This is a genomic window from Rhizobium indigoferae, assembly GCF_034554815.1.
In the GTDB taxonomy this organism is placed as follows: Bacteria; Pseudomonadota; Alphaproteobacteria; order Rhizobiales; family Rhizobiaceae; genus Rhizobium; species Rhizobium leguminosarum.
In genome coordinates, this window is sequence record NZ_CP140635.1 from 40,245 (window position 1) to 60,960 (window position 20,716).

General features: G+C 61.4%; 23 protein-coding genes. 13 read left to right on the forward strand and 10 right to left on the reverse strand.

Going from position 1 to position 20,716, the window contains the following annotated elements:
- Positions 1–30: 30 nt before the first annotated feature.
- The 4 genes from lspA to U5G49_RS00210 all read right to left on the reverse strand — a co-directional run bounded on the left by lspA (position 31) and on the right by U5G49_RS00210 (position 3,263).
- On the reverse strand, positions 31–534 hold the full coding sequence (gene lspA / locus U5G49_RS00195; RefSeq protein WP_018244515.1) for a signal peptidase II: 504 nt from the start codon (positions 532–534) through the stop codon (positions 31–33).
- A complete protein-coding gene (locus U5G49_RS00200; protein ID WP_128408941.1) occupies positions 531–1,391 on the reverse strand; it encodes a TrmH family RNA methyltransferase in 861 nt (286 codons plus the stop codon). The genes lspA and U5G49_RS00200 overlap by 4 nt, the downstream gene beginning before the upstream one ends.
- Positions 1,388–2,485, reverse strand: a complete 1,098-nt coding sequence (locus tag U5G49_RS00205; RefSeq protein ID WP_193446348.1) for a class I SAM-dependent methyltransferase — start codon at positions 2,483–2,485, stop codon at positions 1,388–1,390. Before U5G49_RS00205 ends, U5G49_RS00200 begins: the two co-directional genes overlap by 4 nt.
- A gap of 187 nt (positions 2,486–2,672) precedes the next feature.
- A complete protein-coding gene (locus U5G49_RS00210) occupies positions 2,673–3,263 on the reverse strand; it encodes an NUDIX hydrolase (RefSeq protein ID WP_130651597.1) in 591 nt (196 codons plus the stop codon).
- Positions 3,264–3,384: 121 nt separating this feature from the next.
- Between U5G49_RS00210 and U5G49_RS00215 the strand changes: the two genes are divergently transcribed.
- Positions 3,385–3,840, forward strand: coding sequence for an SRPBCC family protein (locus U5G49_RS00215; protein WP_047617260.1), 456 nt, complete (start codon positions 3,385–3,387; stop codon positions 3,838–3,840).
- Between the two features lie 37 nt (positions 3,841–3,877).
- Positions 3,878–4,312 (forward strand): GNAT family N-acetyltransferase, encoded by a 435-nt coding sequence (locus U5G49_RS00220; RefSeq protein ID WP_065277028.1) that lies wholly within the window; start codon positions 3,878–3,880, stop codon positions 4,310–4,312.
- A 52-nt stretch (positions 4,313–4,364) separates the two neighbouring features.
- Here U5G49_RS00220 and U5G49_RS00225 read toward each other — a convergent pair whose 3' ends face one another.
- From U5G49_RS00225 to sppA, 3 genes are all read right to left on the reverse strand, one after another.
- Positions 4,365–4,697, reverse strand: coding sequence for a LapA family protein (locus U5G49_RS00225; RefSeq protein WP_018447771.1), 333 nt, complete (start codon positions 4,695–4,697; stop codon positions 4,365–4,367).
- Between the two features lie 163 nt (positions 4,698–4,860).
- Positions 4,861–5,160, reverse strand: a complete 300-nt coding sequence (locus U5G49_RS00230) for an integration host factor subunit beta (RefSeq protein WP_003544934.1) — start codon at positions 5,158–5,160, stop codon at positions 4,861–4,863.
- A 29-nt stretch (positions 5,161–5,189) separates the two neighbouring features.
- Positions 5,190–6,140 (reverse strand): signal peptide peptidase SppA, encoded by a 951-nt coding sequence (gene sppA / locus U5G49_RS00235; RefSeq protein ID WP_193446347.1) that lies wholly within the window; start codon positions 6,138–6,140, stop codon positions 5,190–5,192.
- Between the two features lie 225 nt (positions 6,141–6,365).
- Between sppA and lptC the strand changes: the two genes are divergently transcribed.
- From lptC to ptsN, 7 genes are all read left to right on the forward strand, one after another.
- Entirely contained in the window at positions 6,366–7,031 is a 666-nt protein-coding gene (gene lptC / locus U5G49_RS00240; protein WP_018244522.1) for an LPS export ABC transporter periplasmic protein LptC, read from the forward strand.
- A gap of 15 nt (positions 7,032–7,046) precedes the next feature.
- Positions 7,047–7,682, forward strand: coding sequence for an LptA/OstA family protein (locus tag U5G49_RS00245; RefSeq protein WP_018244523.1), 636 nt, complete (start codon positions 7,047–7,049; stop codon positions 7,680–7,682).
- Positions 7,683–7,722: 40 nt separating this feature from the next.
- The gene (gene lptB, locus U5G49_RS00250) at positions 7,723–8,499 is read left to right on the forward strand and encodes an LPS export ABC transporter ATP-binding protein (RefSeq protein ID WP_047617258.1); all 777 of its coding nucleotides are present in this window, start codon (positions 7,723–7,725) and stop codon (positions 8,497–8,499) included.
- A gap of 155 nt (positions 8,500–8,654) precedes the next feature.
- On the forward strand, positions 8,655–10,214 hold the full coding sequence (rpoN, locus tag U5G49_RS00255; RefSeq protein WP_018244525.1) for an RNA polymerase factor sigma-54: 1,560 nt from the start codon (positions 8,655–8,657) through the stop codon (positions 10,212–10,214).
- A 129-nt stretch (positions 10,215–10,343) separates the two neighbouring features.
- Complete coding sequence (locus tag U5G49_RS00260) at positions 10,344–11,267, forward strand: DMT family transporter (protein WP_193446346.1); 924 nt, start codon at positions 10,344–10,346, stop codon at positions 11,265–11,267.
- A gap of 292 nt (positions 11,268–11,559) precedes the next feature.
- On the forward strand, positions 11,560–12,135 hold the full coding sequence (gene hpf, locus U5G49_RS00265; protein WP_017958734.1) for a ribosome hibernation-promoting factor, HPF/YfiA family: 576 nt from the start codon (positions 11,560–11,562) through the stop codon (positions 12,133–12,135).
- Between the two features lie 73 nt (positions 12,136–12,208).
- Entirely contained in the window at positions 12,209–12,673 is a 465-nt protein-coding gene (gene ptsN, locus U5G49_RS00270) for a PTS IIA-like nitrogen regulatory protein PtsN (RefSeq protein WP_018244527.1), read from the forward strand.
- 88 nt (positions 12,674–12,761) lie between these two features.
- Here ptsN and U5G49_RS00275 read toward each other — a convergent pair whose 3' ends face one another.
- The 3 genes from U5G49_RS00275 to U5G49_RS00285 all read right to left on the reverse strand — a co-directional run bounded on the left by U5G49_RS00275 (position 12,762) and on the right by U5G49_RS00285 (position 17,655).
- Positions 12,762–15,101: a methyl-accepting chemotaxis protein gene (locus U5G49_RS00275; RefSeq protein ID WP_193446345.1), complete on the reverse strand. Its 2,340-nt coding sequence runs from the start codon at positions 15,099–15,101 to the stop codon at positions 12,762–12,764.
- Between the two features lie 347 nt (positions 15,102–15,448).
- Positions 15,449–16,348: a ribokinase gene (locus U5G49_RS00280; RefSeq protein ID WP_128408555.1), complete on the reverse strand. Its 900-nt coding sequence runs from the start codon at positions 16,346–16,348 to the stop codon at positions 15,449–15,451.
- Between the two features lie 80 nt (positions 16,349–16,428).
- Complete coding sequence (locus U5G49_RS00285) at positions 16,429–17,655, reverse strand: DNA recombination protein RmuC (protein ID WP_018447764.1); 1,227 nt, start codon at positions 17,653–17,655, stop codon at positions 16,429–16,431.
- A gap of 205 nt (positions 17,656–17,860) precedes the next feature.
- Here U5G49_RS00285 and U5G49_RS00290 point away from each other — a divergent pair, with 205 nt between their 5' ends.
- The 4 genes from U5G49_RS00290 to U5G49_RS00305 all read left to right on the forward strand — a co-directional run bounded on the left by U5G49_RS00290 (position 17,861) and on the right by U5G49_RS00305 (position 20,712).
- Positions 17,861–19,357 (forward strand): globin-coupled sensor protein, encoded by a 1,497-nt coding sequence (locus tag U5G49_RS00290; RefSeq protein ID WP_193446344.1) that lies wholly within the window; start codon positions 17,861–17,863, stop codon positions 19,355–19,357.
- 97 nt (positions 19,358–19,454) lie between these two features.
- Positions 19,455–19,970: a peptide deformylase gene (gene def / locus U5G49_RS00295; RefSeq protein ID WP_026230889.1), complete on the forward strand. Its 516-nt coding sequence runs from the start codon at positions 19,455–19,457 to the stop codon at positions 19,968–19,970.
- A gap of 65 nt (positions 19,971–20,035) precedes the next feature.
- Positions 20,036–20,296, forward strand: a complete 261-nt coding sequence (locus U5G49_RS00300) for a FitA-like ribbon-helix-helix domain-containing protein (protein ID WP_018447761.1) — start codon at positions 20,036–20,038, stop codon at positions 20,294–20,296.
- On the forward strand, positions 20,293–20,712 hold the full coding sequence (locus U5G49_RS00305; protein ID WP_028731660.1) for a type II toxin-antitoxin system VapC family toxin: 420 nt from the start codon (positions 20,293–20,295) through the stop codon (positions 20,710–20,712). Before U5G49_RS00300 ends, U5G49_RS00305 begins: the two co-directional genes overlap by 4 nt.
- Positions 20,713–20,716 lie beyond the last annotated feature (4 nt).

The window sequence follows — 20,716 nt, forward strand, 5'->3', positions numbered from 1 at the left end:
TCCGAATGCCTTCAGGATTTCGATAAGATTTTAGCGGCCGGCCTTTTTCGGCAGCAGCAGCTCGTCGAGAATGACGCAACCGGCGCCGATGGTGATGAAACTGTCGGCGAGATTGAAGACCGCGAAGGACCAGCTCTCGGTGTAGAAGAGAATGTAATCGATCACATGTCCATAGGCGAAGCGGTCGACGAGATTGCCAATCGCCCCGGCGATGATCAGCGCATAACCGAGATGAGCGAGCCAGCGATCCTTCGCCGTGCGGTACCATAGCCAGATGACGAAGGCGACGATGACGAGCCGCATGCCGACGATGAACCAGCCATCCATGCCGGACAGCATCGAAAAGGCGACGCCGAGATTGTAGGTGCGGTAGAGCGCCAGCATCGGAATGACCGGCACGACCTCCTGTAGCGGCAGGTAGTGATCGACGGCGATCTTGACGACCTGGTCAATGAGAACGGCGACGACGATGAAGAAGAGGATCGGTGCCGGGCGCGAAAACAGCGCGGGGCGTGCAAGCGTCTGTTCGGTCATTTGCCCTCGGCAAGTGAGAGGAGATGGCGGCGCGCCTCGAAAAGCATGATGGCGGTGGCGACAGCGAGGTTCAAGGAATCGGCGCGGCCCTGCTGCGGAATGCGGGCAAGCGCGTCGGCCTCCTTGGCCAGTTGCTCCGGCAAGCCGGATTGTTCGTTGCCCATCAGGAGCACGACAGGCTTTTTCCGATAGTCGATCGTCCGGTAATCGATCGCGCCGGCAAGATGCGTCGCGACGACGGAAACGCCGGCCGATTTCCGCCAGGCAATGAATTCTTCAGGGGTTGCCCGCGCGACCGGAACGGCAAAGACCGAACCCATGGTGGCGCGTACCGTTTCGAGCGAGAAAGGGTCGGTCGTTTCTCCGACCAGAATGATGCCGGAAGCGCCGGCCGCATCGGCCGTGCGGATGATGGTGCCGAGATTGCCGGGGTCACGCACGCGGTCGAGCGCCACCCATGTCTCGCCCTCTTTCGGGCGAATGCCCTTAAGCGGCGCCCAGCGCTGCTCGAAGATGCCGACGACCATCTGCGGATTGTCACGGCGGGTGATCGAGGCGATCACCTTTTCGCTGACTTCGAGCACCAGCCCGCCCGAGGCGACGGTCCTGGCCGCCATCTGCTCGACCAGCGGCTTGCCTTTGGCCGCCTTGGCATAGACCAGCGTGCGGATCGCCCAGCCGAGTTCGATCGCATCGATGACGAGCTTCAGTCCTTCGGCCAGGAAAGTACCGCTTTCCTCGCGCGACTTCTTGTTCGTCAGCGCCTTGATGTCCTTGATGATCGGATTGGCGAGCGAAGTGACTTCCTTCACCTGCCCGACCCTGCGCGGTCCCTGATCGTGGAAATCCTTGCTCATTTCGGCACCCAGCGGGAAAAGAGGGAGGTGGAAAGCGCGCGGCCCGGCGTCTTGCCGTCGGTGCCGGCTTCGCGAATCACCAGCTCGCCGGATTCGACCACGCCGCCGGCGCCGCGCATCGTCTCGCGCATCAGCTCGTGGATCGAATAGAAGCTGGCGCGGATCGAATAGGCCGTCAGCACCAGGCCCACCGCCTTCGGCGACAGAATCTCGCGGCAGACATCGAGCATCAAGGGCAGATGCTCGAAGAGATGCCAGACTTCGCCATTGGGGCCACGGCCGAACTTCGGCGGATCGGTGAGGATGATGTCGTACTGGCTGCCGCGCCGTTCCTCGCGCAGGATGAATTTCATCGCATCCTCGCAGATCCAGCGGATCGGCAGCTTCTCCATGCGCCCGAGCGCCTGGTTTTCCCGCGCCCAGCCGATCGCCTTCTTCGAGGCGTCGACATGGGTGACCTCGGCGCCGGCTGCGGCGGCAACCAGCGAGGCGACGCCGGTATAACCGAAGAGATTCAGCACCTTCAGCGGCCGACCGGCCTTTTCGACCTGCTCTTTCATCCAGCTCCAATGGACGATCTGCTCGGGGAAGACGCCGACATGACGGAAGGAGGTGAAGCGGCCGAGGAAATCGACGCCGAGCAGATTGAGCGGCCAGGTCTCGCCGAGCGCAACTTTCGGGAAGCGCCAGCGGCCGGAGCCTTCCTCGTCGGTATCGCCGGTGAAGACGGCATCGACCTTTTCCCAGACATGAGCGGGCAGCGAAGGCCGCCACAGCGCCTGGGCCTCGGGACGGATGATGCGGTAGGGGCCGTATTGCTCCAGCTTTTCGCCGTTGCCGCTGTCGATCAGGTGGAAGTCGCCGGCTCCGAGCGATTCGAGGATGACGGGCACGCGCTCGACCGGACGTTCGCCGCTGCGTGTCATCAGAGGACGCTCGACCGCGACAGGCACGGCAGCCTCGCGCACTGTCTCGCGGGCCGCCGCAGGCCGCGCGACCGGCTTCGGCGGCCGGCCTGTCCGATCGTTCCTGCGGCTTTCACCGGAAGAACCTGATGTTTTCTTCTGGCCCGGCCGGCCTTCTCTCTGTTTCAACGTGCTCTTCCGCATCTCTGTCGGGGTGTCTTATCGGCTTTGTGTCCGCTGCGGCGCCGTGCGTCTTTTCAGACGTGCAAAGGACGCTGCAGCACTTTGAATATGCAGTAGCCCAGAAAAGCGTGGCGGATCAACTGCGCAGCCGCCTGAGCCCGGGCAAGAGGAGCGGGTTCTCCCGGCGCAACGCCTATTTCAAGCCCTCGGAGGCCTGTGTGCGAAGCCAGCTTTCCGCCGCATAGAGGGCTGCGACATGCATCGACTGCATGATGACGGCGCCGGACTGCAGGTCGCCAAGGATGGCAGCAAGATCGGTAAACAGCAGCTCGACCTTCTCGCCCGGGTCGAAAGACGGTTCGCCGGCCTTGCTCAGGCCGAGCGCCAGCCAGCTGGTTACGGCGTTGCTGTGGCTGGCGGCATTCGGATAGGAGGTGAGTAGTTTGACGAAGGTCGAGGCTTCATAGCCGGTTTCCTCCCGGAGCTCGCGCCGGGCTGCCGCCAACGCCGCATCGCCGGTGTTGCTGTCGCTGCGTTCGACGCCGCCGGCGACGAGACCGAGCACGATCTCGCCGCGGCCGTGTCGGTATTCCCGCGTCAGCAGCACGCGCCCGTCGGGCATCACGGGGATGACGTTGATCCAGTCGGGATAATCGAGCACATGAAAGGGCGCGATGACGGTTCCATCGGCGGTGACGCAATCGTCGCTCCGAATCCGGATCCAGCGGTCCTCATAGGTGATCCGGCTTGCCGTCACGCTCCAGGGCTTCAGTTCGTCGGTCATCGGCCCATCCCTTGTGTGTCAGATGTCTGTCATCGGAACCCGGCAGATAACATTCCGTCCCGCCTTGGCAAAGCGCTTTCCCGCTGGGATAAGATGAGCGAATCGAAGATGGGGCCATCGAATGGATTTCACCGGCGAAGAACGCATCGCCGCGCCGCGGGACGTCGTCTGGGCAGCACTCAACGATCCCGACATCATGCGTGGCTGCATTCCAGGCTGCCAAGGTATCGAGCGGCTTTCGCCGAGCGCCTTCGAGGCGACGATCAAAGTCAGGTTCAGCCTGCTGTCCGCCACCTTCCATGGGCTGCTGACGCTTTCCAATGTCGACGCGCCGAAGAGCTATACGCTGTCGGCCGAAGGCAAGGGCGGTCTTGCCGGCTTCGCCAGGGGCAGCGCCGATATCGTGCTTGAGGAAAGGGGTGCCGAGACTATCCTGCACTACCGCTCGAAGGCCGAACTCGGCGGCAGGCTCGCCCAGCTCGGCGCCCGTCTGCTCGACTCGGCTTCGCAAAAGCTCGCCGAAGGGTTCTTTTCGGATTTCAATGCCGCGGTCGTCGCGAAGATGGCGGCCGGTTAGGCTTGGCGCGGGTTGGAGCTTCGTTTAAATCGGCATGATGACGTGGACCATTAGGCCGCCGCGGGCGGAAGACCAGGAAATGCTCGCGGAGATTTATCTTTCCGTGCGCCGCGAAACATTCGTCTGGGTCGATCCCGGCAAGTTCCATCGCGAGGATTTCGCCGCCCATACCAATGGCGAGACGGTCTTCGTTTGCGAGCATGCGGATGGCAGCGTAGCCGGCTTCCTGTCGCTCTGGCCGGAGGACGATTTCATCCACATGCTCTACTTAAGACCGGAATTCCAGGGTCGGGGCGCCGGCACGGCGCTGTTGCACGCCCTGCCGCAATGGCCGCAACACCGGTACCGGCTGAAATGCCTGGTAAAGAACCGGCGGGCAAAGGCGTTCTACCTTTCCCATGGTTTCCATGTGACCGGCAACGGCGCGTCGCCGGAGGGCGACTATGAGGAGCTGAGCTTTTTTCCGGTTTGACTGCCGCCGAAAGCCGGCCGCCGAAACCGAGCCAAACGAATATTGACCAGTTTTATCGCGCCGGCAGCTGCCCGGCGATCTCCTCGGCGCGGTTCTTGTGGCGGTCGGCCTCGCTTTGCCAGCGGATGGCTTCCTTGGCCTCGGTGCGGGCGCGCTTGCGGTGTTTGCCCTGGCTGAACCAGGTGGCGGCCGCGCCGATCAGCATGCCTGTAATCAGCGCGATGAACAGGAAGACGAAGAAGGGCGCGGAAACCGCGAGCACCTGATCATCAGGCCGGAACGGATTGAAGGCGAGCGTGACGCTCTGCCGGTTGGCGACGCAGAAGACGATGAGGATGACGCCGAGCGGCAGCAGAATCAATAGGTTGACGATCTTCTTGGCCATTTGAGGTCTCCACGCGGCAGATTGCGCCGGTCTTTTTGAGGGGCGCGTTTCATGCTTACAGCGCCACGCGTCTTTGTAAGACGCGCAAAGCACGATGCGTTACCAGAATAGGAAAACGGCCCTCGAGTTCAAGTGCGGTTTCGCCGCAGGCGGTTCGCGCCGCTCAATCCTCTTCGTCGGCCTGGCCGGGATTGAGCCGTTCGCGCAGCTCCTTGCCGGTCTTGAAGAAGGGCACCCACTTCTCCTCGACGAAGACGGTGTCGCCGGTCCGCGGGTTGCGGCCGGAGCGCGAAGGGCGGTTCTTGACCGAAAAGGCGCCAAAGCCGCGCAATTCGACTCGGTTACCCGCAGCCAGTGCATCCGTGATCTCGTCGAGAACCGCGTTGACGATATTCTCGACGTCGCGATGATAGAGATGCGGGTTGCGTGCGGCAACAATCTGCACCAATTCGGACTTGATCACATTCGCCCCCTTAAATTATTGATTTCTTATCAATCGTGGCCAACCTGCCAAACTGAAAGCAGCCCGTCAAGAAGCAACTTTGGGGGCAGGATTCCATTGATATCCTGGGTTTTCATGAGATCATCATAACCGAAGATCGTAATCAACCGCGAAACAGCCCCAGCGAGCAGAAAGGGCGTATTGCTCTTCTTGTCCCAGTCGACCATCGGCAGATCGCCGTCGACGCTGCGTGATTTGAGATAGGCACGGATCTCAGCCTCGCCGCCGATGGCATCGACGAGTTTCACCTTCAGCGCCTGGCGGCCGGTATAGATCGTGCCGTCGGCCAGTTTCAGCACCTCGTCGCGCGGCAGCTTGCGCCGGTCGGCGACCAAGTCGACGAACCAGTTATAGCTGTCGACCACCATGTTGCGGATCATCGCTTTGGCTTCCTCGCTCGCCTCGTGGAAGGGCGAGGGCTCGGCCTTCAGCGGCGAAGACTTGATCTCCTGCAGCGAGACGCCGATCTTGTCGAGCAGCGGCTGGATCTGCGGATACTGGAAGATGACGCCGATCGAGCCGGTAATCGAGCTGTCGCCGGCAATGATGGTATCGCCGGCGGTGGCGATCATGTAGCCGGCAGAGGCGGCAAGTGTGCGGACGTCGGAGACGACAGGCTTCTTGGCTGATATCGCGCGGATCGCCTTGAAGATTTTTTCGCCGCCATAGGTCGTGCCGCCGGGCGAGGAGATCGAAATCACTGCTGCCTTCACCTGGTCGCTGGTCTCGACCTTCTTCAGCCGCTCCAGAAGCTCGTCGTCGTCGACGATCAGCCCCGATATCGTCACATGGGCGATGTGCGGGCGCTCCGTCCCGGTATCGCCGAGGGCGAAGCGGTAGAAGGCGAAACCAAGTGCCACGATGAGGGCCACCGCGATGAGGCGCCAGAAGCCGAGCTTGCGGCGCAGCCGACGGCGATCCGCGATGATCGAACTGTCCATAAAAACCTCCAGCGCTGGCACCGGCTTCGGCATGGCGCCGATCGACCCGGTGAAATAGGGTGGCAGCGGCCCGTACGAATGCCACTTTTCAATGTTTTTCCGTTTTGTTGCTTGTTGCAGAAAAAATTCCATATTGGCAAGCCAATGTAATAATGCGAAACGAACTGTGATTGGCGGCCGGCTTTGTTATGAAGGCGCGGCGATCACCGCACATGGACGAGGCCTATGCTCGATACCCTGAAGAACAACGGACATGCCGCCTATTCAGGGTCGGGCAAGAATGCCTATGGCGATGCGTTGTTCCATTCCGCCCGCGTGCGGCGGCTGAAAATATTGCTGCCGGTGGCGGCCCTGGTCATCGCAGCGAGCCTCACAGCGGTGGCGTTGGTCCGCATCTATCTGCCCGAGAACATCAAGTTGGAAGGCGCCAAGATCGAGAACGGCAAGGTCGTGATGGAAAAGCCGGCGATCGCTGGCCGCAATTCCGACGGCATCAACTATTCGATGCTGGCCGAAAGGGCGCTGCAGGACATCCGCAATCCCAATCTCATCACGCTCGAAACCATCAAGGCCGCCGTGCCGATGAATGACGGCCTGATCGCCCGCGTCGTCGCCTCGACCGCAGACTACAACCGCACTACCGACAATCTGCATATGACGGCCCCCTTCACTTTGGTGCTGAGCAGCGGCCTCAATGCGAATTTCCAGTCCGCCCAGCTCGACATCAAGGGCGGAAACATGCGGAGCGACGATCCCGTCACCATCACCAAGGACAATGCCTCCATTGTTGCGCAGTCGATGGAGATAACCGATAAGGGGCGGGTGATCACATTCGAGGGGAATGTTCGCATGAATGTCGATCCATCTACCATCCATAAACAGGGCACTTAACCAGCCGGGTCATCCATGACAAAAGATTGTCGCATTTCCACTTGCAAGACAGGCATGGCATTCGTTGCCGGCGCATTTGCCCTCATTCTGACGGCCTCGGGCGCGGGTGCGCAGTCGACCACGATGTCGGGCATGAAGCTTTCCAACGACCAGCCGATCCAGATCGAAAGCGACAAGCTTGAGATCCATGACCAGGAACACACCGCGCTTTTCACCGGCAAGGTCAAGGTCGTTCAAGGGACGACGACGATGCAGTCCGGCAAGATGACCGTCTATTACAAGGACAAGGCGGCAAAGCCGGCTGCTGACGGGGCGCAACCCGCTGCCCAGCCGGAGCAGTCGGCCTCGCTTGCATCGGGAAGTGCAGATATCGACAAGATCCTGGTGACGGACAAGGTCCTCTTGACCTCGGGCACGCAGACGGCGACCGCCGATGACGGCAATTTCGACATGGCCTCGCAGACATTCATCCTCACGGCAGATGAGGGGAACAAGGTTATCCTGTCGGACGGGCCGAACGTCTTTACCGGCTGCAAACTGACGGTTCACATGCAGACTGGCCAGGCGGAGCTTGAAAGCTGCGGCGGGCGTGTCCAAATTCAGCTCGATCCGAAATCGAAGCCGAATACACCGCAGCAGAAGCAGAACTGAGAAGCCGGCCTCCCACGTGAAATTATCATCGCTATCCACCATGTTCGGCAAGCCCGGGCCACAAGCTGCGGGTGCCGCCGACAAGAGCCGTTATCAGGGAACGTTGATCGCACGCGGTCTGACGAAGACCTATGCGACGCGGCGCGTCGTCAACGGCGTCTCGCTGGTGGTGCGCCGCGGCGAGGCTGTCGGCCTGCTCGGCCCGAACGGCGCCGGCAAGACCACCTGTTTTTATATGATCACCGGCCTTGTGCCGGTGGACGAAGGCACGATCGAGATCGACGGCAACGACGTCACGACCATGCCGATGTACCGCCGCTCACGTCTCGGCGTCGGTTACCTGCCGCAGGAAGCCTCGATCTTCCGTGGGCTGACGGTGGAAGAGAATATCCGCGCCGTCCTCGAAGTGCATGTGAAGGACAAGGCTGAGCGCGAGCAGAAGCTGAACGAGCTGCTGGAGGAGTTCCATATCCAGAAGCTGCGCAAGAATGCCGCCGTCGCCCTTTCCGGCGGTGAGCGCCGCCGCCTCGAAATCGCGCGTGCGCTTGCGACCGACCCGACCTTCATGCTGCTCGACGAACCCTTCGCCGGCGTCGACCCGATCTCGGTCGCCGACATCCAGAATCTCGTTCACCACCTGACGGCGCGCGGCATCGGCGTTCTCATCACCGACCACAATGTACGCGAGACGCTGGGTCTGATCGACCGCGCCTACATCATCCATGCCGGTGAGGTGCTGACCCATGGCCGGGCGAACGACATCGTCAACAATCCGGAAGTGCGCCGGCTCTACCTCGGCGACAATTTCAGCCTCTGATACCGGGCGGCCCGCAGAAATTCACCTTGTCGGCATAGTTCCGCTTGACCAAATACAATAAAAAAGCAATTTTTGGGCCAACTTGGATTTCCGTGGCCTGAAGCCTTGATCGGACGCGGTTTCCCGGAGGAATCGAGGGGAGTTTCGCGTCCGTCATGGCACTGTCCGCCAATCTTTTCCTGCGCCAGACCCAGTCCCTGGTGATGACACCGCAACTGATGCAATCCATCCAGTTGCTGCAGATGACTCATTTCGAACTCAACCAGTTCATCGCCATGGAAGTGGAGAAGAACCCGCTGCTCGAATTTCCGTCGAATGACGGCGAGGCGGTCGGAGAACGTGGCGAAAGCGAAGATGAGCAGTATGCTCATCAGCCGGAGGATGCCGGGTCGGACGATGGCTATGACAACCGCGCCGAGGCGCTCTCCAGCGACTGGTATGACAATGGCGGCAGTGCCAGCACGAGCCGGCTGAACGACGAACTCGACGCCAATTATACCAATGTCTTTCCTGATGACGGCGCCCCACAGCGCCTCGATGCGCCGGAGCTCGTCAGCCAGTGGAAATCGATGCCGGGCAGCGGCGAGGGCGCCGACTACGATCTCGACGATTTCGTCGCCGGCCAGGTATCGCTGCGCGATCACCTCGCCCAGCAGATCCCCTTCGTCCTGCCTGACATGGCCGACCGGCTGATCGCGCAGAATTTCGTCGACCAGCTCGACGACTGCGGTTATCTGCAGGCCGATATCGTCGAGGCGGGCGAGAGGCTGGGCACGAGCCTCGCACAGGCCGAGCGCGTGCTCGCCACCCTCCAGAGCCTCGATCCGCCGGGTGTTTTCGCCCGCAGCCTTGCCGAATGCCTGGCGATCCAGCTCCGGCAGAAGGACCGATACGACCCCGCCATGCAGGTTCTGGTCGAAAACCTCGAACTGCTCGCCCGGCGCGATTTCGCCACGTTGAAGCGGCTCTGCGGCGTCGATGAGGAAGATCTTCTCGACATGCTCGGCGAGATCCGCCAGCTCAATCCGAAGCCCGGCAGTGGTTTCGAGGCAGGTGTTTCCGAAGCGATCATGCCGGATGTGGTCGTCAGAGCCTCCTCGGACGGCGGCTGGCTGGTCGAGCTCAATCCGGATACACTGCCACGCGTGCTGGTCAACCAGTCCTATTTTTCCCGGGTGACAAAGAACGGCGAGGATCACGCCTTCCTCTCCGATTGCCTGCAGACCGCCAACTGGCTGACGCGCAGCCTTGATCAGCGGGCAAAAACCATCATGAAGGTGGCAAGCGAAATCGTCCGCCAGCAGGACGCCTTCCTGCTGCACGGCGTCGACTATCTGCGCCCGCTGAACCTGAAGACGGTGGCCGAGGCGATCAAGATGCATGAATCCACCGTCAGCCGCGTCACCTCGAACAAATATATGCTGACGCCGCGCGGCCTCTTTGAACTCAAATATTTCTTCACCGTCTCGATCAGCGCCGTCGCTGGTGGCGACAGCCATTCGGCTGAGGCCGTGCGTCACAAGATCCGTGCGCTGATCCTGCAGGAAAGCCCGGAAGCGGTGCTTTCCGATGACGATATTGTCGACATGTTGAAGAAGGGCGGCGTCGATCTCGCCCGCCGCACGGTTGCGAAATACCGGGAGGCGATGAACATCGCGTCTTCGGTCCAGCGCCGCCGCGAGAAGCGGGCGCTCGCCAAGGTCGCCGGCTTCTGACGCTGTCATGCTTCGACCTGGATCGAAGCATTCTGCCCGCAAATCCCGTTATTCCTCTCCAGCGCCCTGCGTCTTTTCAGACGCGCAACGGCGCTGCAACCCTTTGAATTTTCTTGAACGAAGATCGAAATGCCGACGATGACGCCGCGAAATACGAACCTCGCCAGGGAGCTTTTCCTGCTGCTGGTGCTGGCGACCCTTTGGGGTTCCTCCTATAGCTTCATCAAGATCGGCGTCGAGACGATCCCACCTATAACGTTGATCGCCGCCCGCACGCTGATTGCCGGGGGCATTCTGCTGGCCGTGCTGCGCCAACGGCGTGTCCGCCTGCCGCGCGATCGTGCGACCTGGCGGCGGTTTTTCGTTCAGGCCTGTCTGAACAGCGTCGTTCCCTTCACACTGATCGCCTGGGCCGAACAGTCCGTCGATGCCGGATTGGCGGTGATCCTGAATTCGGCAACGCCGATCTTCACCTTCCTGCTGACCGTGCTGATGACCCGCCATGAGCAGGTGACGCTGCGACGGCTTTTCGGCGTTATGGCCGGGCTTGCCGGCATCTGCCTCGTCATCGGCGTCGAAGCGCTCGGCGGTCTCGGCGAAAGCCTGATGGCGCAACTCGCCATCATCCTGGCGACCATCTGCTATGCAGGTGCCGCGATTTTCAGCAAGAACTTCAAGGGGCTCGATCCCGCAGTGCCGGCGGCCGGCTCGCTGATCTCAGGCGCGGTCATTCTCTTGCCCATGAGCCTCATCGTCGATCGGCCATGGGAGCTCGATCCCTCGGCAGCATCGATGCTGGCGCTGCTTGCCCTCTCCGCTTTTTCGACGGCGCTCGCCTTTGCGATCTATTTCCGTCTCATCCAGACGCTGGGCTCGGTCGGAACCACCTCGCAAGCCTATCTCAGAGTGCCGATCGGTGTTGCGATCGGCATCGTCTTTCTCGGCGAGAGGCTGAGCTCGACGGCCTGGATCGGACTCGTCTGCGTCATAGCAGGCGTCGCTGCAATGACGATCCCCGCAAAGGTGAATACAACTCAAGCGCGAAATGCGTAAAGTGGTTAGGGTGGTGATTGGCGGCATGCGTTACCCAGCAAGGTACCCGACACACGTTGTCCGAGTGCCGCTGATGGTGATTCGCCGCCCTATTGACTTTTCGGTAACCTGTGGCTAGAAGCGCGCCGCAATCGGTGCCGTGAACGGCATCTGGAGTTATCCCCATCATCCCCAGGGCACCAAGGACCCGCAGGCCTAAGCCGATCTTGCTTGAGATTGCGCGAAGTGCTTGGATGAACCTGATGCTTGGCGTAAACTGATACCCGCAAACGACCATAAGAAGGGAAACTCCATGAGTGTGCGTGTATCCGGGAAACATATGGAAATTGGTGAATCCTTCCGTCAAAAGATCGAGGACCAAATTGGTATGGCCATCACGAAATACTTCGACGGGGGATATTCCGGCCAGGTGACCGTGGAAAAGGCGAGTTCTCGTTACTCGGCGGATTGCAAGCTGCATCTGGACAGCGGGGTGGTGTTGCATGCGGCCGGCGAGGCGACCGACCCGCAGTTGGCTTTCGACGCCGCCTCCCAGCGGATCGAAAAACGGCTGCGGCGTTACAAGCGCAAGCTGAAGGACCATCACGCCGGAAACCATCTGAATGGTTTTGCAGAGGTCTCCTACACGGTTATGGATTCCGTTCCTGATCACGATGATGAAATCGCCGACGATTTCGCTCCTGCGATCGTCGCTGAAAGCACGAAGCAGTTGAAGACCATGTCGGTCGCCACCGCCGTGATGGCGCTCGACATGACCGACGAGCCGCTTCTCCTGTTCCGCAGCCCCGGCAAGGAACATCTGAACATCGTTTACCGTCGGCACGACGGAAATATTGGCTGGATCGATTCAGCCAGTATCAAAGGCTGAGATCAGGGTGGTGAGCGGCGGTATTGCCGCCGCTCCTTGCATTATCTGATCCCGGCGACAGAAGGAAAAAGAAATGGCATTGGCAGATTTGCTCCATCAGGATGCGATCATTCCCGCCCTCAGAGTAAATTCCAAGAAACAGCTGCTTCAGGAGTTGGCCGCAAGAGCCGCCAGGATCACCGGGCTCTCCGAACGGGAGATCTTCGACGTCATCCTGCAGCGCGAGCGCCTTGGCTCGACCGGCGTCGGCAACGGCATCGCCATTCCCCACGGCAAGCTGGTCAACATCCATTCGATCGTCGGCATCTTCGCCCGGCTGGAGCAGCCGGTCGATTTTGAGGCGCTGGACGACCAGCCGGTCGATCTCGTCTTCCTGCTGCTTGCGCCGGAAGGGGCGGGCGCCGATCATCTCAAGGCTCTGTCGCGGATCGCCCGCGTGCTGCGCGATCACGATCTGGTCGCCAAGCTGCGCGCCACCGATTCCTCCCAGGCGATCTATGCCTTCCTCAACGAAGAGCAGACGTCGAACGCTGCCTGACGCACGTCGCGCGATAACGCATCGATTCTCGAATGCAAAAAGGCGCCTGATCTCTCAGGCGCCTTTCGCATTATGATGCGCTGAACGATCAGAACTCTTCCCAGCTGTCCTGCGCCACGGCCGCGGATCCAGGCGACGGGGCAAGGGAGCGACGGACCGCCGGGGCGCTCACGCGAAGCGAAGGGGCCGTAGCTGCCGGCGCCCGCATCTTTTGCGCGACGGAGGCAAGGGCTGCGGCGTTCCTCGAACCCGAGACATTGAAGCGGGTGGCGAGCGCCTTCAGCGTCTGCGCCTCGTCGTTGAGTGCGACGCTTGCCGCGGTCGCTTCCTCCACCATGGCCGCGTTCTGCTGCGTCACCTGGTCCATCTGGTTCATGGCCTGGTTGATTTCCTTCAGGCCGACAGCCTGTTCGCTGGCCGATGCCGAGATCTGCCGGATGAGGTCGTTGATGCCCATCACCTGTTCGGCGATCTTGTGCAGCGTGCCGCCGGCGCGCCCGACGAGATCGACGCCTTCCTTGACCTGGACGGCCGAGGTGTTGATCAGCGTCTTGATTTCCTTGGCGGCATTGGCCGAACGCTGTGCGAGTTCGCGCACCTCCTGGGCGACGACGGCAAAACCCTTGCCGGCTTCCCCGGCACGCGCCGCCTCGACACCGGCATTCAGGGCCAGCAGGTTGGTCTGGAAGGCGATCTCGTCGATGACGCCGATGATCCGCGAAACCTCCGTCGAAGATTGTTCGATCCCTTGCATCGAGGCAATCGCCTTCTGCACCACTTCGCCGGACTTTTCGGCATCCTGGCAGGCGAGGTTGACGTTCTCGGCTGCCGTGCGCGCATTCTCGGCGCTGGAATCGACCTGCGCGGTGAGCTCGTTGAGCGCGGCCGCCGTCTCTTCCAGGCTCGCCGCCTGCTGCTCGGTGCGCTTGGCGAGGTCGGAAGCGCTGTTGCTGATTTCACCGGTGCCGGAGCCGATATTGGCGACGCTGAGGTTCATCGTGTTGATGGTCTCTTCCAGGCTCGCGAGCGCTGCGTTGAAATCCTGTTTCAGCTTGCCGTATTCACCGGGGAATTCGTCGGTGATGCGGTGACTAAGATTGCCCTGCGACAGCGCGGAAAGGCCGGCGCCGACGATCGAGACGATATGGCGCTGCAGCGACACCGATTCCTGGCGTTCCGATTCCGAGCGGCTACGCTCGGTCTCGGCCGCCTGCCGTTCTCTGACGGCTTCGTCTTCGAGGCGGCGGCTGTCGGCGAGCGTGAAGCGGAAGCCTTCGAGCGCCTTGGCGACCGAACCGACTTCGTCGCTGCGATCTTGAGCAGCGACCGGTTCGCCATATTGGCCGTCGCTCAGCGCCTTGACGCTGGCGACGAGCCCGCCGAGCGGCCGCTGCACGAAAGAGCGGACGGCGAAATAGAGCGCCAGCATGACGGCACCAAGCACGATCAGCCCGTTGATGATCATCATGTAGGTCTGGTCTCGCACCGGCGCGTTAATCGCCGTGTGCGGCACGTCGACGAGCACGACCCAGGTGGCGTTGACGCCGGGAACCGCGAATGGATAGACAACGCGATCGAAGGGATCGAGGCCGTCATAGGTGAGGTTCCTGACGAGACCGGGCTGCTTGCTGGACAGCGCCGTCTTGACGATGTCGGCGCCCTCGCCGTCATATTCCTTGGTCATCAGGTCGGGGATCGGCGCGACGATCCAGTTGCCGGCCTGCGACAGCAGCGTGACGCGGCCCGAACCGAAAGGATGCAGCGCCTGCAGCTTGTCGGTCAGCGACTTCAGCGAAATGTCGACGCCGCCGACGCCGATCATCTTACCATCAGACATGACCGGATAGGCAATCGAGGTCAGCAGCGTCGGCACATCTGTTCCCTCGGCCATATAGGGCGTCGTGATCGCGCCCTTGCCGCTGTCGGCGGCAAGCTTCCACCATGCGGCGGTATAATCATTGTCGAAGGTCGAATATTGAATGCCGCCGTCCTTGGTCTTCGACCAGTAGGGCGTGAAGGCGCCGTTCTTGTTGGTGCCTTCGTCATTATTGTTGGCGATCTCGGTGGTCTTGCCGTCAAGCGCGCCGAGCTGCTCGCAGAACCAGCTGCCGAAGGCGAAGGCATTCTGCTCGAGATTGGCCTTGAGCACGTTGATCATGCCCTTGCGATCGAGCGATTTGCCTTCATGGCCGCGGCCGATGACGCCCGACATGGTGCGTGCGGCGCTGGCGAGTTCGCCGACATTGGCGGCAATTTCATTGGCGATCGACTTTGCCTCGAGGTTGGCCTGATCCATCGTCAGCGTCTGGACGCGATCCCGGGTCTGGCCGATGAGGAAAAAGTTCGAAACGATGAGAACAAGCGCGATGGCGATGCCGGTGATGACGATGAGTTTCGCGGCAAGCGATTTCATGCGAAAAATGAACATGGGGTCCTCGGGCAAGGATGCGCCGAACGGGCATTCTCCGGCACAGGAGCAAAGGCTCGCCCCATCATGGGGCAGCCGCCTACAGCGCCGCGCGTCTTTTCGAGAGCCGCAAAGGACGCTGTAGCACTTTGAATCGCTGCATAATTTTGTCCTTAAATCGATTCCGATTTAAGGAATTATGCGGTGGACGTCCGGAATCCGAAAGGCGGGAGGCGCCGGCGACCACGAGGAACATCGCCGGAAATCTCTTAAATTTAAATGAAACGCTATCGATCGGGGCCATGAAAATCGCCGGAACGCCCTGAATTACGGGGAGTTTTGCCGGCGGCTTCGCAAAGAGACGCGGACTATATCCTGTCTGCGACTTCCTCGCTCAAGGGGATCGACGGTTGCGCCCCGGCCTTGAGGCAGGCGAGCGAACCGGCAACCGCCGCACGGCGCAGCGCCGAGACAAAATCGAGGCCGTCGTCGAGGCTCGCGGCGAAATAACCGCAGAAAGTGTCTCCGGCGCCGACCGTATCGACAGGTTCGATCTTGAGACCTTGCGCCCTTGAAATCGCCCCGTCGCGAATGGCGATGACCCCATCGCCGCCGAGCGTTACGATCAGCGTTTGGCCCGTCTCCGCGTGCAGGCGCACAAGGGCTGCCTCACGCGCTGCGGCGTCCATGCCTTCCTGTCCGGCAAGCCGCTCGAATTCGGTCTCGTTAGCAATAACGATATCGGCGAGCCGGCCGAGACGCGGGGCATCGGGGATCAGCGGCGCGAGGTTGAGGATGCTGGTGACGCCCTTGGCGCGGGCGGCCGACAGCGCGCGCTCGACGGCAGCAGCCGGCACTTCGAGCTGCAGCATCAGGATATCGCCTTCGTTCATGCGGCCGATCGCCGTCTCGGCATCGGTGGGCGTGACCTGGCCATTGGCGCCGGGAACGACGGCAATCATGTTTTCGCCGTCGCCGCCGACAAGGATCAGCGCCGTGCCTGTGGGACCGTCGACATGTTTGATCAGAGAAAGGTCGGTGCCTGCATCATCGAGCAGGGCCAGCGCCTCCGCAGCGAAAGCATCCTTGCCGACGGCGCCGGCCATATGCACGTAGCGGCCGGCGCGCCGGGCCGCCAGCGCCTGGTTGGCGCCCTTGCCGCCGGCGGCCGTGGCAAAGCCGTTGCCGGCCACCGTCTCGCCGGGCTTCGGCAGGCGCTCGGTCGTGGCGATGAGATCCATGTTGATGGACCCGAAAACTGTGATCATGAATGTGTCCCGTCTTCTGGAGCCTGCAAATGAAATCATGCTCCAACTGTTTCATGCGGGCGAGACACTGCCCGAAGCGGTCACTCCTCGTCAACCACCCGGAGCTTCAGAAGACCGGTTCGGCTTTCCACCGATTTGGCCGCAGTTTCGCTGTCGCGGGCGGGTTTTGCATCGCTGCCGCCCGCCTCGAATTCCAGCGCTTCGATCTTGGCGCCGCGCCTGGTGAGCTTGTCGGCTGACGTGACCACCATGTCGATATCCTTCTGCGCCATGGCGAAATGGCCCTGCAGCTTGCGCACCCGCTCGTCGAGGCGGCTGAGATCGTCCATCAGAATCGCCACCTCGCCCTGGATCAGATGCGCCTGCGCCCGCATGCGCTGATCCTTGAGCACGGCCTGGATGACCTGGATCGACAGCATCAGCAGCGATGGCGAGACGATGACGATACGCGCGCGGTGCGCCTTCTGCACCACCGGTTCGAAGTGCTCGTGGATCTCGGCGAAGATCGATTCGGACGGCACGAAGAGAAAGGCCGTATCCTGGGTTTCGCCCTGGATCAGATATTTCTCGGAAATGTCCCTTATATGGACCTCCATGTCGCGGCGGAATTGCTGGCCGGCGATCTTGCCGGCCTCGGGGCTGCCGGCGTCGCGGATCGCGTTCCAGGCTTCGAGCGGAAATTTTGCGTCGATCACCAGCGGCGGCGCGCCGTTCGGCATGCGGATCGTGCAGTCCGGCCGCGAACCGTTGGACAGCGTCTGTTGGAAGGCGTAGGCGCCCATCGGCAGGCCGTCGGCGACGATCGTTTCCATCCTGGACTGGCCGAAGGCGCCGCGCGTCTGCTTGTTGGACAGAATGGCCTGCAGCCCGACGACATCTTTGGCGAGCGTCTGGATATTGTTCTGTGCGGCATCGATGACCGCCAGCCGCTCCTGCAGCCGCTGCAGGTTCTCATGCGTCGATTTCGTCTGCTCGGTGATTGTCGAGCTGACCCGCTGCGACATGCCGTCGAGGCGTTGGCTGATCGTCTGGTTGAGTTCGCTCTGCCGCGCGCCGAAGACCTCGGTCATGACAGCGATGCGGCCCTGCATCTCCGCCTGGATCTTCAAAAGCTCTGCCATCCGCGCTTCGTTTTCCTCAGCGCGAAAGCTCGCTTCCTCCGCCTGCTCGCGGCGAAGGCTGGCACTGCGCAGGAGAAGCACGACCACCAGCAGGGCGAGGGCGGCGAGAACTCCGCCGATGAGCGCCAGCATGGCCGGGTTGATCGAGGCAAGGGAAAGGGCGAGCGATTCGGAATGGATGGTCATGCCGCGAGCATAACAGAAGAAACGGCAATATATAGATCAAAACGTGAACGGAATGGGCGGCCCCCAATATCCTCGCAAGCCATCGCTCTTCCTCGCTCGGCGAGAAGAAATCGCCGTCGATTTAACGATTGCTCAACCATATTGGCCAAAACCTGCGGCGCAGAAATTCCTTCCCGCGCGCGTCGCGCCAAGTACAGAGATCCCCATGACCGCCCAGCAGACCGACAACGCCCTCAGGCAGCGCCTCGATTTCATCGAACTGGATGAGGCAGCGCGCAAGTCGATGCGGGATCTGCGTCCGGTCATATCGGAGCTGATCGGCGGTGCCCTCGATAAATTCTACGCCAAGATCGCCAAGACCCCCGCGGTCTCAGGCTTCTTCGCCGATAAGAGCCATGTCGACCATGCCAAGAAGCGCCAGCAGGATCATTGGGCCAATCTGGCCGGCGGCGCGTTCGACGAGAGCTATGTCAACGGCGTGACCGCGGTCGGCCGGACGCACGCCCGCATCGGGCTGGAGCCGCGCTGGTATATTGGCGGTTACGCCATCGTCATGTCCGAGCTCGTTAAGGGCATCATGGAGAAGCAGTGGCCGTCGATCTTTGCGCGCCGAGAGGGCAAGGCATTGGCCGAGAAGCTGTCGGCCGTCATCAAGGCCGGTATGCTCGACATGGACTATTCCATCTCGGTCTATCTCGAGACGCTCGAAGCCAAGCGCCACGCCCTGGAAGAGGAGCGTGCCCAGGCCGAATCCGATCAGGCGATAGCGCTGGAGCAATTGCGCCGCGGTCTGGAAGCGCTGTCGAACGGCGATCTCGAAGCCACCCTGCCGTCCGACCTGCCGGGCAATTTCCGGCAGATGGCCGAGGACTACAACCGCGCCGTCAGCGCCCTTCGCCAGTCCTTCGCCTCCGTGCGCGAGACTTCTGGCCATATCATGAGCGGTGCCGACGTGATTTCCAATGCAACCAACGATCTGGCGCTGCGCACTGCCCAGCAAGCGGCAGGAGTTGAGGAGAGTTCGGCCGCCCTGCAGCAGCTGTCCGTCAGCGTCGGTCAGACGGCCGCCAATGCCGAGAAGGCTTCGGCCGCCGTGCGCGAGACGCAGGAGAAGGCGAAGAACTCCGGCGAACTCGTCACCAGCGCCGTCTCGGCGATGGCCGGCATCGAGAAATCCTCGACCGGGATCTCCAAGATCATCGGCGTTATCGATGAGATCGCCTTCCAGACCAATCTGCTGGCGCTGAACGCTGGCGTTGAGGCAGCGCGCGCCGGTGATGCCGGCAAGGGTTTTGCCGTCGTCGCCCAGGAAGTCCGCCAGCTCGCCCAGCGCACCGCGGAAGCGGCCAAGGAGATCAAGAACCTGATCTCGCAGAGCTCGACCCAGGTCAATCAGGGCGTCGGCATCGTCTCCAGCACCGGCGAAGCGCTGAACGACATGATCAGCCGCATCGACATCATCAACCGTTTCGTCGCCGATATCGCCGCCGCCGCCCGCGATCAGGCGACCGGCGTCAACGAGGTCAGCGTCGCCGTCCGCAACATGGGTGCGATCACCCAGCAGAATTCGGACATGGTCGAGCACTCTTCGGCAGAAACCCGCCGCCTCAAGGACGAGGTGGAGACCCTGATCGAGCTGCTGCGGCGCTTCCGCGCCCGGCCGGAAGGCCGTTCCACCGGTGCTGCCCGCCGGGCGGCCTGAGGCGAATATGGCGAAATTCCAGGCGGGGATGCAAAAAAGCGTATTCCCCGCCTGCCGGATAATTCCATAGTCGGAAAAGATGGGTTATGGGAACGCCATGACCATCAAGCCACTCATCATTCTTCCCGATCCCGTTCTCCGCCAGCTGTCCAAGCCGATCGAGCGGGTGGACTCCGACCTGCAGCGTCTTGCCGACGATATGCTCGAAACCATGTACGACGCGCCGGGCATCGGCCTTGCCGCCATCCAGATCGGCGTGCCGCGCCGCATGCTCGTCATCGATATCTCGCGCGAAGGCGAGGAAAAGCAGCCGCAGGTGTTCATCAATCCAGAGATCGTCAAATCCTCCGATGAGCGCTCCGTCTATGAGGAAGGCTGTCTTTCGATTCCGGATTATTATGCCGAGGTCGAGCGCCCGGCTGTCGTCTCGGTCAAATATCTCGACCTGAACGGCAAGGAACAGACCGTGGAAGCCGACGGACTGCTCGCCACCTGCCTGCAGCACGAGATCGACCACCTGAACGGCGTGCTCTTCATCGATTATATCTCGCGGCTGAAGCGGGAGATGGTCATCAAGAAATTCACCAAGGCGGCAAAGTCCAAGGCGCTCTGAGCGCTGCGTTGAAAATTCACAGGCGAGGCACTATGATATCACCGATATCATGATGGAGGTGCCGAATGGGCGACCTGCTTATTCGAGATGTTCCGGATGCAATGAAGCTGCAGCTTCAGGAAAGCGCGCAGCGCAACGGCCGCAGCCTTTCGGAAGAGGCGATCGAAATCATGCGCCGGCAGATTGCCGTGGAGCGCTCAGGAGCTTCCGCCGGGCAGCGCCTGCGCTCTCTGATGAGTGACGAAAGATTGAGCGAAGATGAAGTGGAGGCCATCGCCGCATCTCGCCACGAACGCGACCGCGAACCGCCGCGCTTCGACACATGATCGTCCTCGATACGAATGTGATTTCCGAAATGCAGGGGAGGACCCACAGCGAGCGGATATTGAACTGGCTGGACGTCTACGACGTCGAGACACTTTTTCTGACGACGATTGCAGTCGCCGAAATGCGTTACGGTCTTGAACTCCTTGATGATGGCCGGCGAAAGACAGCGCTGGTGTCCGACTTCAATCGGATCGAGTCGGAATTTTCGGGCCGCATCCTCGGTTTTTCCCTGAGTGCGGCGCATCGCTACGGCCTGTTGGCTGCGGAGCGCAGAAAGGCGGGACGGCCGATGGAAACCAAAGATGCTATGATTGCCGCCATCTGCCTTGCCAACGGCGCGACGCTTGCGACCCGCAACACCAGAGATTTCGAGGGGCTTGATCTCAAGCTCGTAAACCCGTTTGAAGACGGTTGATCCT

Excerpts from the sequence above, each read along its gene's own strand:
- U5G49_RS00305 (WP_028731660.1), top strand. The coding sequence starts at position 20,293 with ATGATCGTCCTCGATACGAATGTGATTTCCGAAATGCAGGGGAGGACC.
- U5G49_RS00215 (WP_047617260.1), top strand. The coding sequence starts at position 3,385 with ATGGATTTCACCGGCGAAGAACGCATCGCCGCGCCGCGGGACGTCGTC.
- lspA (WP_018244515.1), bottom strand. The coding sequence starts at position 534 with ATGACCGAACAGACGCTTGCACGCCCCGCGCTGTTTTCGCGCCCGGCA.
- U5G49_RS00245 (WP_018244523.1), top strand. The coding sequence starts at position 7,047 with ATGACAAAAGATTGTCGCATTTCCACTTGCAAGACAGGCATGGCATTC.
- U5G49_RS00200 (WP_128408941.1), bottom strand. The coding sequence starts at position 1,391 with ATGAGCAAGGATTTCCACGATCAGGGACCGCGCAGGGTCGGGCAGGTG.
- rpoN (WP_018244525.1), top strand. The coding sequence starts at position 8,655 with ATGGCACTGTCCGCCAATCTTTTCCTGCGCCAGACCCAGTCCCTGGTG.
- lptC (WP_018244522.1), top strand. The coding sequence starts at position 6,366 with ATGCTCGATACCCTGAAGAACAACGGACATGCCGCCTATTCAGGGTCG.
- U5G49_RS00285 (WP_018447764.1), bottom strand. The coding sequence starts at position 17,655 with ATGACCATCCATTCCGAATCGCTCGCCCTTTCCCTTGCCTCGATCAAC.
- U5G49_RS00280 (WP_128408555.1), bottom strand. The coding sequence starts at position 16,348 with ATGATCACAGTTTTCGGGTCCATCAACATGGATCTCATCGCCACGACC.
- U5G49_RS00225 (WP_018447771.1), bottom strand. The coding sequence starts at position 4,697 with ATGGCCAAGAAGATCGTCAACCTATTGATTCTGCTGCCGCTCGGCGTC.
- lptB (WP_047617258.1), top strand. The coding sequence starts at position 7,723 with ATGTTCGGCAAGCCCGGGCCACAAGCTGCGGGTGCCGCCGACAAGAGC.
- U5G49_RS00220 (WP_065277028.1), top strand. The coding sequence starts at position 3,878 with ATGACGTGGACCATTAGGCCGCCGCGGGCGGAAGACCAGGAAATGCTC.
- def (WP_026230889.1), top strand. The coding sequence starts at position 19,455 with ATGACCATCAAGCCACTCATCATTCTTCCCGATCCCGTTCTCCGCCAG.
- U5G49_RS00300 (WP_018447761.1), top strand. The coding sequence starts at position 20,036 with ATGGGCGACCTGCTTATTCGAGATGTTCCGGATGCAATGAAGCTGCAG.
- U5G49_RS00260 (WP_193446346.1), top strand. The coding sequence starts at position 10,344 with ATGCCGACGATGACGCCGCGAAATACGAACCTCGCCAGGGAGCTTTTC.
- sppA (WP_193446347.1), bottom strand. The coding sequence starts at position 6,140 with ATGGACAGTTCGATCATCGCGGATCGCCGTCGGCTGCGCCGCAAGCTC.
- U5G49_RS00210 (WP_130651597.1), bottom strand. The coding sequence starts at position 3,263 with ATGACCGACGAACTGAAGCCCTGGAGCGTGACGGCAAGCCGGATCACC.
- U5G49_RS00275 (WP_193446345.1), bottom strand. The coding sequence starts at position 15,101 with ATGTTCATTTTTCGCATGAAATCGCTTGCCGCGAAACTCATCGTCATC.
- ptsN (WP_018244527.1), top strand. The coding sequence starts at position 12,209 with ATGGCATTGGCAGATTTGCTCCATCAGGATGCGATCATTCCCGCCCTC.
- hpf (WP_017958734.1), top strand. The coding sequence starts at position 11,560 with ATGAGTGTGCGTGTATCCGGGAAACATATGGAAATTGGTGAATCCTTC.
- U5G49_RS00290 (WP_193446344.1), top strand. The coding sequence starts at position 17,861 with ATGACCGCCCAGCAGACCGACAACGCCCTCAGGCAGCGCCTCGATTTC.